The following is a 9,804-nucleotide window of genomic DNA, read 5'->3' on the forward strand; positions in this document are numbered from 1 at the left end:
GCCAAAATCACCCCTCACCCAGCCCGCTCCTGACCATGGCCACCCCCTGAATTTTTCTCCCTCCCAACCCCGGACAACCAGTTGGAGAGAACCGCCTCTAGCTCTTTCCGGCAAAGGCTGCGATCCACCTCCGGGTCAAAACGGTAACGATAGTAGAGGGTGATCACGGGGATAAGCTCCGGTCGTTTCAGACGCCTGATCCAATCACCAAGGGATTCCCCAGCCTGGCGCTCCTGCCCCAGGCCTGCCAGATGAGTCAGCAGAGGATCAAGAGGTGTCTGCCTGGGGGTACTGCTGGAAAGGGCTGTACGTGGACGCCTTCTACCCAACCCGGCCCGCACCGCTCCCCCCTTTTTCCACAGCCGCTTGCCGAGAATATAGCCAGGGATCAGGACCAACCAATAAAACCCCGGAATCTCCCTTAACCCCCGAGCCCCCTGCCACTGGGAAAAGTGAAAGCGCGCCTTGCTCCAGAGATCCATCAACCCCTGCCAAAGCTGCGCTCGGGCCTCCTCAAAATCAATCCAGGCCCCGGGGGTGTTATCCACATCCTGCCAGTGGCCGTTCACAAAAGCCGTCGCCCAGGCGTGGGCGTGACGACCCCGCACCACATAGACCCCCTCCTCCTCCCAATATTCCTGCACCGACCAGCCAGAGGCATAACGCGCTGGAATGCCCGCCGCCCGCAGCAGCAAAACGGAAGCGGTGGCAAAATATTCACAGTGGCCCGAGCGGGTGTGGCGCAAAAAATCTCCCACAGGGGTGGCCTCTTTGCCGGGAGATTCCAGATAGAGGGAATAGCTGAATTGATTGACGAAAAAAGCTTCCAGACGCCCCAGGCTCCCTTCAGGATCATCCGCCGTCAAGCCAAGCTCCTGGACGATCTCCTGCAACACCGGGAGTTCCTCAACAGGCACCTGAAGATCCCGATCATCCGGGGCATCGCTTTGGGACTGTTTTTTTTGGTAGAGGAGTCCATACCCCGGAAAGGGCGGCCCTTCATCCACCTTCACCGAGGCGAAGCGGTTGAATTGCATGCGTTGAACCAACAACTCCTGCAATTGGTAGGTACCCAGTGGGATCGGCAGCACCCCCCGCCCCCGGGAAAAATCCTTCCAAACATGGATCCGAATCGGCTTCCCTGCCCCCTTCTCACCCAGTTGCCAGGTTCCGCTCTGGTTGAGAGGTGTCATGGCCCGAAATCCCGGTCGGGAAGCGTGCCACTCGGAGCCCATGAACAGATTAAAACTCCCCTCCCGCAAGAGCAGAGGTTCCACATCCAGGGGGTTGGCCTGCACCCGAAAAAGAATCCGCCCGGAGCCCTTCAGCCGCCCCACATCCCCAATCGCCGTGCGCCGCTTGAAGGAATCCTTTTCCCCGGCAAACATCTCAATCAACCATTCGGAATATTGTTCCGCCATCACCTCCTGAAGCTGGTTCAAGCCCGCCTGCCCCACATAACCCATTCCCACAGCCAGACTCAAAAACATCCCCCACACCCAAGCCGGGATCCATCTGCCCCGCACCGGCCAAAGGGACCAGGCGACCAAAACCACGATGCCGACAAAATACCAGGGATTGCGGGCCTCCACCGCGCCAGCCGCCACCAGACAGATACCAAAATAGGGATACGCCGGGGCAATGCCTTTGGCCGTCTCTCCCACGGCTGGTTTTTTCTTGCGGAGGGAAAAAAACAGACTGCTCAGGGGAATCGTTTTCCGGTCGCTGAAAAGAAGGGCGGTCATCAGCAGAAAAAAAACCAGCGGCAACATCCGCAGCACCCCAATCACCGGGGCATCGCTTCCCTGTACGAAAAAGGCCCAACCAAGCACCATCACCAACAGCCCGGTGGAAAAATCGGCCACCCGATAAAAATCCCGATCCGTCGCCGACCACTGCCAGGGAACAAAGGGGCGGCTTTCAATCACCACCGCCAGCACCATCCCCAGCACCAAAAAACCGGTCTGCCAACCCCAAAAAAGAATCCCCGCCCCCAGCAAAACAGGCGGCATTTTCACCAGAGATGGCCCGTTCATAACTTCGCCAACCCTTCCCCAATCTGCCCGGCCTCCAGCACATGAAACCGCTGGGGTGCACCCGCCATGGGGCCGGGATTGAGCCGCTCCCCCCCTCCCCGAGGCTGAATCACCATCACCTCCAGGGGCAATCCCCGGGAGAGCAGTTTGGAGACCAACTCCTGGCGCTCTGCATCCCAGGCAAGGAGTATCAGCAGCACCCCGCTCAAAACCGCCACATGATCCAACACCCAGGCGGCGAGTTGGGAAAAGGGTTTGTTCAGCTCATGGGGCACCGTCGCCAAAATTTCCAACACCTGCTCCGCTCCCCCCACCCCCCGCCCGGTGGTCACCTGAATCGCTGTGCCCGAGAGCAACATCCAGTCGAGCAACGCCTCCCCGGAATCCAAGGTCACCGCCATACTGGCCGCCACCGAGACCGCCTCTTCGAACACCTCTTCCGGCCCCTGGAGAAAGGTGTCGAGAATCAACGCGTGGCGGGTAAAATATTCTTCCTGAAACTCCTTCACCACCGGCTTGCCACTGCGCGCCCAGGCAGGCCAATGGATATGGCGAGGAGAATCCCCATCCCGATACTCTCTTAAAGAAACAAACTCCTCGGCATCTCCCACCGATCCAGCCAGGGACTCCCCTCCCGGCTGATATTGGCGTCCTCCGGGCAGATTAAAACTCACGGGAAAGGGGTGGCGGCGAGGCAGCACCAGAAGGGTTTGGGGGCTGGGAACTCTGGCAAACCCCTTGAACAATCCGAAAGGATCAGCCCGGGTGACGGCAATGGCGGCGAATGAGATACGCCCCCGGCGTTTGGGGGTGGCGTGCATTTTGATCCGCACCTCCCCTTGGGGAGCCAGGGTGGGAACCTGTTGGGAGCCCGTTTTGATGCCCACCTTTTTGGCGATCAGCCACATAAAGCGATGGAAGCTCACCTTGCGATCAAACCAGTTGCGCTCCTCCTCCCCCGGCTCCCGGGCTTGTTGAAACTCGGCCAACGTCGGACGGGGATCGGCCAGCTCCTCTTCCACCCCCAGCCCGATCCAGCGTTTGTCAGAGGGATTTTCCAGGACGATTTCATAGGAGAAGGATTCCCCGGCGGTAGCGAATTGGGGAAGCTGCCGGGAGGCTCTAAAACGGCCCCGAAAAAAGAGCGTGGAGAGCATGGCCGGGATCAACAGGGCCATGAGCCAGGCAAAGAGCTGATAGTCGAGGGTTTGGGAGGTATCGATGCCAAAGATGGCGGTGACCCCGATACCGGTGATAACGAGGAGGCCGGGGGAGGTAAAACGCCTGCGCCAGCGGTGGGTCATTCCCGCAAAACGCCGAAACAGGGGATAGAGCAGCCGACGGATCATCCCGCCCCCCGTCAAGTTGGAACAGGGGTGGAAGCGAGGATTTCCCCGACAATGCCTTCTGGGGTTTCTCCGGAAAATTTGGCTTGGGGATCCAGCTGCAAGCGGTGGGCGATGCAGGGTATGGCCGCCTCCCGAACGGGATCCGGGCTCACAAAATCAAGACCATCGGCCAGGGCCAAAGCCTGGGAGATGCGCATGAGGTTCAATGATGCCCGGGGGCTGGCACCGAGCTTGACTCCGGGACGGGTGCGGGTGGCTTGCACCAGATCCACCACATAGCGTTTCATCTCATCGCTGATACGTACCCTGGCAACACTCTCCTGCAAAGCGATCATCTCCTCCAGGGTGGCTGCAGGTTGCAGATCGGCCAGGGGGTTGGCGTGGCCCTGGTTGGAGAGAATCTCCACTTCCATTTCCGGGGAGACATACCCCAAACCAAAGCGCATGGCAAAGCGGTCCATCTGGGCTTCGGGGAGGGGATAGGTGCCGTGAAACTCCACGGGATTTTGGGTGGCGATGGCAAAAAAGGGTGCGGCCAATGGCTTCACCACCCCGTCAACACTCACCTGCCCCTCGGCCATGGCTTCCAGAAGGGCGGATTGGGTGCGGGGGGAGGCGCGGTTGATTTCGTCGGCCAGGAGAATGTGGGTGAAGACCGGCCCTTGGCGAAAATTGAAGGTGTGGGCGGAAGGATCAAACACCGACACCCCGACAATATCGGAAGGGAGGAGATCGGGGGTAAACTGAATGCGTTTGAATTCGGCGGATACCGTAGCGGCCAAGGCCTTGGCAAGGGTGGTTTTACCGGTGCCGGGCACATCCTCCAAAAGCACATGCCCCCGCCCCGCAAAGGCCGCCACCAGCCAACGCAAGGCTTTGGTGGGATTACGAATAACCGCCGCCAGATTTCCCTCAATCCGCCCAAACAGCCCCTGCCCCCGTTCCAGTTCCAGTTCCCCGTCCATCCAAATCCCCCCATCCCATGGAATGAATCAAAGAGTCTACAGGGGGTTGATAAAACCACACTCTGGCAGCTGGGTCCACATTAGACTGAACAATATATTCATAAGAGGAGAGTCTATTCTGAAGGCTCCCGGGTTGGTGGGTATATCTGTGCGGGGGGCGTTGGCGATAAACGCATTTCTTCCCAGGCCTTGTTAAAATGCATGGATAGCTTGAATGCCTGAAAGGATGATCACACCTTTTTATTCGCGCTTACGAATATCCTGGATGGCCTGTTCCAGTTCAGCCAAGGCTTCCTGGCGCTCCTCATCCTTGAGGGTGGCGAGATCCATCATCACCAGCAGGCCTTTTTTCTCCAAATGTACGTAACGTTGATTCCGGGCCAAATCCCGGTAGAGCCCCACCACTGAAAAAGGCCGGACCGGGCGGTGGATGCCTTTGACTTTGATTGTGGGCTGTTCCTCGGCATGGACCATCTCCCGGGCCAAGGCATAGGTTTCATAGGTCATCATAATGCCGTCCGGTTCGGCTTTGTCTTCCAATCGGGCGGCCAGATTCACCTCGCCACCGATGATGGTGTAATCCATCCGATCCTGGCTGCCAAAATTGCCCACATTGCAATAACCGGTATTGATGCCGATACGCATATGGAAGGTTTGTTCATAGCCCATGCTCTGCCATTTGGAGCGCAAATCCTGCATTTTTTTTTGCATGGCAATCGCCATCCCCACGCAGGCGATGGCATCTTCCTTGGCTCCTCTGGTCTCCGGATCACCAAAAAACATCAACATCGCATCACCAATAAATTTATCGATGGTGGCCCCATAGGTGATGGCAATATTGGACATTTCGGTCAAATAATCATTCAAAAGAAAGGTGAGATCTTCCGGCTCCAGATCATCGGTAGTGGCGGTAAAATCCTTGATGTCAGAGAAGAAAACCGTGAGTTTTTTGCGCTCCGTGGAGAGGGTGACATCCCGCTCGCCGCTAAAAATCGATTGATAAACCTGGGGGGAGAGATATTTGGATAGTTTTATTGAAAGTACCTCCAACATCCCATAAGCCTCGTCCCGCTCCGCCTGGGTCTGCTTGCGGGCGGTGATATCTTCCCAAATGGCCACAAAATGGGTAATTTCCCCCTTGGCATTGGTCAGAGGCGAGATGGATATGGATTCCCAATAGAGTTCACCATTTTTTTTGCGATTCTGAAATTCTCCAGTCCAAATACGGCCCCGCAAAATAGTATTCCATAAATCCTTATAAAGTTCGGGATCGGTGTTGCCCGAAGCGAGGATACGGGGATTCTTGCTCGCCACCTCTGCCAGGGTGTAGCCGGTAATGTTGGTAAACTCGGGGTTGACGTACTCGATTTCCCCTTGGGGGCAGGTGATCAAAACCGCCACAGGGCTCTGCTCCACCACCCGGGAAAGCTTGCGCAGCTCCTCTTCCGACTGTCGGCGCTGGGAGATGTCCATATAGGTGCTGACAAACCCACCACCAGGCAAAGGGCCTCCGGCGATCTCCAAAACCGTCCCGTCCCGACGGATCCGCTCAAAACGGTGTACTTTGGAATGTTTGGCTTGCTCCACCAACTTGTTCACCAGGGTTTCCTGATCCCCCGGGCCAAACTCTCCCCGGGCCACCTCATATCGAATCAGATCGGAAAAATGGGTCCCCGGGCGGACCAATTCTTCTGGAATGTCGCGTAATTCGCTAAAACGTTCATTGGCTATGATGACCCGCAGATCCCCATCATAGGCCACCAACCCCTGATGGATGTTGGCCAAAGCGGTTTTCAACAAAATCGACTGACGGGAAAGCTTGTGTTCAGTGTTGAGACGATCGATGAGCCCGGCCAGGGTGTTGGCCACGGTCACCAAAAAAGCATCCTCCTCCCCTCGGCGCATATGCCCAGCCTCGGTATAGAGGTTCAAGACACCCAACAGACGCTCCTGCAATAAAATGGGCACACAATAATGGCCGTGATCATGGATGCCCTCAAAGGTGACGTCATGGCGGTGATCCAGATGATCCGCAAAAACCACCTCCCGGCTTTCAGCAGCCTTGCCGCAAAGACAGTGGCCAAATGGAATCTTCTCACAACGTTCCAGAAGAGGCCCCGCCAACCCTTTTTGTGCGACCAGGGACAGCTCCCGACTATCCGGGGAGACTAAAAATATGGAGCCCTTGGATTCCAGGGATATCCACGGAATTCGGAAAATGACTTCCAAAATTTCCGCCAACATCTCTTTCATGGGCATGTTTTTCAGACTGATATAGGTGATTCGGGTGATCACCTGGTCGGCAACTATCCCGCGCTCTTCTTCGGTGACATCCTGGACTGTACCGATAATTCGGATGGGCTTGTTGTGCTTGTTGAGCATGACCGTCCCTTGTGTTTCCAGGATGCAACAAATGCCATCGGGACGGAGAATGCGATATTTAAAATGGTGGGGGGATCCTTCAAGGGAAGCTTTGACCGTTTCGATATAGTGGGCCCGGTCTCCAGGGTGGACCCGGTTTAACATGGTCTCATAGGAGGGCTCGAACTCCCCTCTTTTCAGGCCGTATATCTCCCAAACTTCGGCAGACCAGATAAGCTTATCCTGCTGAATATTCCACTCCCAGTGGCCCAGGGAACCTTTTGGGGAGGCGGATGACATTTTTTGGAAACTGGGGCGTGAAGTGGAATTTTCCACACCCTCATTTTTGGGAGGATTATTCTTCATTGGGAAAATCCCGGTTGAATTGAAAATATAGAAGACGTTGCAACGGCCCCCATTGCCCAGAAATCCTGATAAGAAGGAGGGGCAAAAATCGCCTCCTCACTTCTGACTTGGGTAACATTGAGCGTCATCTCCCACTTCCAAACTTTTGGCAAGAGGCGAATGTTCACCACTAAATAGAGCGAACCAGTCATCGTCCCTGATGTTTGGAAATGGCTTTTGAAGCGAAATTTTCTTTAGTAATACAATCCTCACATAATGAAGCTGTTTCAAAAAAAAGTCAAACAAAAGGGGGTGAAACAGCTCTTATCCAAGTAACAAGTACTAACCAATTTGTAACAGCTTGCTTTTTTCGTGAAAATTGTTCAACGGAACGGCGTTTTGCAAAATATTTGAAAAAGAGAGCAGGGTTAACAGGGACAGTATATTCAAATTGTATTTATTGGCTGGTTATGCTAATGATGTTTCCCATGGCACGTATTCCAAGAATCACCGTTCCCGGCATCCCCCACCACGTCACCCAATATGGTAACCGGGGGATGACGACCTTTTTTGGCCAGGAGGATTATCAGGTTTATCTCGACCTTTTGCGGCAATTCAGCAGCAAGGCCGGTACAGAAATTTGGGGCTATTGTTTGATGCCCAACCACTTGCATTTGATTTTGATGCCCTCCAAAAAAGATGGACTGCGCCGCGCATTGGGGGAGACCCATCGCCGATATACCAGCCGCATCAACCAGAGGCAAAAGACCCGGGGACATCTGTGGCAGGAGCGATTTCACTCTTATCCCGTGGACGAAGAAAATTTGCTCCTTTGTGCGCGTTATGTAGAGTTAAACCCGGTGCGCTCCGGGCTGGTCAAAAAAGCAGCCGATTGGCCATGGTCCAGTACGAAGGCACATTTATTGATTCATAATCAAGATGTTGTCCAGGTAAAGCCGTTATTGGAGCGGGTGGATGATTGGCAGCGGTTTTTAAAAAAAGGGCTTTCCAGTGAGGAGCTGGAAACCTTGCGCCGTCACAGTCGAACCGGCCACCCTTTGGGCTCAGATGATTTTTTTGAAATGCTTCGAATGAAGCTTGGCAGGGATGTCAAACCCCGCAAGCGGGGACGCCCGAAAAAATCTGATGGATGACTGTTTCCTTCATTATTCATCAAGAGTGAGGGGGGTAAATCATGTCTGGGAAGAAAATTTGGTTGTTTTGGTTGGTATTGATGGTCGGTCTGCCCTGGGTGACCCCGGAGCAGGGGGAAGCCGCCCCAAAAGATCGGTTCAGACCCCACAGAGACTTTCCCCCTGGGCTTGAACCCTCAGGTGCTCGGGAGTTTCCCGCCGGCCCCATCTGGAACCATAAAGATGCCAAAATCAAATGTTCCATGGTGTGCCAGGCGGTTGGCGGGGAGTGGACCGGCCAGTGGCGTACGGTAAAAGCTGCGGAAAAATCCCTTTGTCAGTGTGGCGGATTCACTCGGGATGTGGTGGTATCCAATATCGACCGGTCGCTGATGCTGGGAGAGTGGCCCTTTGACAGGCAGTTCGAAGGTGAACGCTATTGGGGAAAAATCGTCATCGACCGAAAGGTGGGTCGCAATAAATATACCGGGAAAAATTATACTTCATTTATCTCTGGGGGTAAGAAACATGCGGTGGTGATGGATGTTGACGCCATTGTGACCAAAAAGAAAGTGACGTTTCATGGGATCAACTTTAAATACACCAAAAACCCCAACCATAATAAAGTATACTATCCAGACAATTTTGTCTGTCGCCGAAAAATCGGTTATTTCGACTGCTACAGCTATGATGGCGTTCGGGAGACCGTGAATAACTCCGGTGGCAACTTTACCATCCAAAAAGAGCCCTCATTCGATGAACCGGTAGAGGTGGAACCCGAGCCTCTTCCTCTGCCTGAACCGCGCCCTCTCAAATCCAAAATAGCCGGCCTCTGGGAGAGCCGCTTTGGAGAGGTGGAGTTGCGTCGTGATGGTGGGGATGTGACCGGAGATTATGGCAAGGATGGGCGCATTTACGCCCTGGTGGATGGCAACGTGGTCGAGGGTGTCTGGGTTCGACCTGTCAGCAAGAAAAAATGCCGAAAATCCCGACACGGTTCCCGTTATTGGGGGCGCATGGTTTTTCGGTTTTATGGCGACCATTTCAACGGTTTTTGGAGCTACTGCAATGCTTCCCCCAATCGGGAGTGGAACGGTTTCCGCTGATTTTGCAGGCGTACCCGTTTTCCCCCTCAGCGCAATGATCGTGTTGGTGATGGCTTGATGAATAGATCACCCGGGAGGGGAAGAGGCCCACAAAATCCCCAGCCGCCCCCTCCCAAGGCGTTATAGTTGCTGTGCCAAGCGGTCCCATGGCACCAATCCGGGCACCTCTAAAGAGGCTATCTCCGGCTATCGGCAAACCCTGGCGATTCAGCCGAATAACATCGATGCCTGGAACAATATGGGGGCCGCTCTGGCTGGCCTGGGTCGATTCGCTGAAGCCATTGAAAGTTATCAAAAAGCCCTCTCCATCAACCCCCGTCACCATGAGACCTTGAACAATCTGAGTTCGGCTCAAAAGAAGCTGGGGCGGCTGACTGAAGCCCTGGCGAGCTTTCAACAGGCCCTGGCTATCAAGCCCAACTATCCCAAGGTTCACTATAGCAGTTCTATCTCAAAATTGGACACTCTTCCCTGACTCGTCATCCCCGCGAAGGCGGGGATCCAGGGAG

The 9,804-nt window shown here is 54.8% G+C and carries 7 protein-coding genes; 3 read left to right on the forward strand and 4 right to left on the reverse strand.

All coding sequences use genetic code 11. From position 1 onward, the window contains the following. Positions 1–14: 14 nt before the first annotated feature. The 4 genes from HQL52_10205 to HQL52_10220 form a co-directional block, all read right to left on the reverse strand. Entirely contained in the window at positions 15–2,036 is a 2,022-nt protein-coding gene (locus HQL52_10205) for a transglutaminase domain-containing protein (GenBank protein MBF0369818.1), read from the reverse strand. After that, positions 2,033–3,385, reverse strand: coding sequence for a DUF58 domain-containing protein (locus tag HQL52_10210; protein ID MBF0369819.1), 1,353 nt, complete (start codon positions 3,383–3,385; stop codon positions 2,033–2,035). Before HQL52_10210 ends, HQL52_10205 begins: the two co-directional genes overlap by 4 nt. Positions 3,386–3,396: 11 nt before the next feature. Further along, a complete protein-coding gene (locus tag HQL52_10215; protein MBF0369820.1) occupies positions 3,397–4,350 on the reverse strand; it encodes a MoxR family ATPase in 954 nt (317 codons plus the stop codon). Positions 4,351–4,590: 240 nt separating this feature from the next. Beyond that, on the reverse strand, positions 4,591–7,077 hold the full coding sequence (locus tag HQL52_10220; GenBank protein ID MBF0369821.1) for a PAS-domain containing protein: 2,487 nt from the start codon (positions 7,075–7,077) through the stop codon (positions 4,591–4,593). 467 nt (positions 7,078–7,544) lie between these two features. Between HQL52_10220 and HQL52_10225 the strand changes: the two genes are divergently transcribed. The 3 genes from HQL52_10225 to HQL52_10235 all read left to right on the forward strand — a co-directional run bounded on the left by HQL52_10225 (position 7,545) and on the right by HQL52_10235 (position 9,770). Next, on the forward strand, positions 7,545–8,210 hold the full coding sequence (locus HQL52_10225; protein MBF0369822.1) for a transposase: 666 nt from the start codon (positions 7,545–7,547) through the stop codon (positions 8,208–8,210). Positions 8,211–8,251: 41 nt separating this feature from the next. Next, positions 8,252–9,295: a mannan-binding lectin gene (locus HQL52_10230; GenBank protein ID MBF0369823.1), complete on the forward strand. Its 1,044-nt coding sequence runs from the start codon at positions 8,252–8,254 to the stop codon at positions 9,293–9,295. A 238-nt stretch (positions 9,296–9,533) separates the two neighbouring features. Continuing rightward, a complete protein-coding gene (locus HQL52_10235) occupies positions 9,534–9,770 on the forward strand; it encodes a tetratricopeptide repeat protein (GenBank protein ID MBF0369824.1) in 237 nt (78 codons plus the stop codon). The last annotated feature ends 34 nt before the right edge of the window (positions 9,771–9,804 follow it).

It is taken from the genome of Magnetococcales bacterium (assembly GCA_015232395.1).
In the GTDB taxonomy this organism is placed as follows: domain Bacteria; phylum Pseudomonadota; class Magnetococcia; order Magnetococcales; family JADFZT01; genus JADFZT01.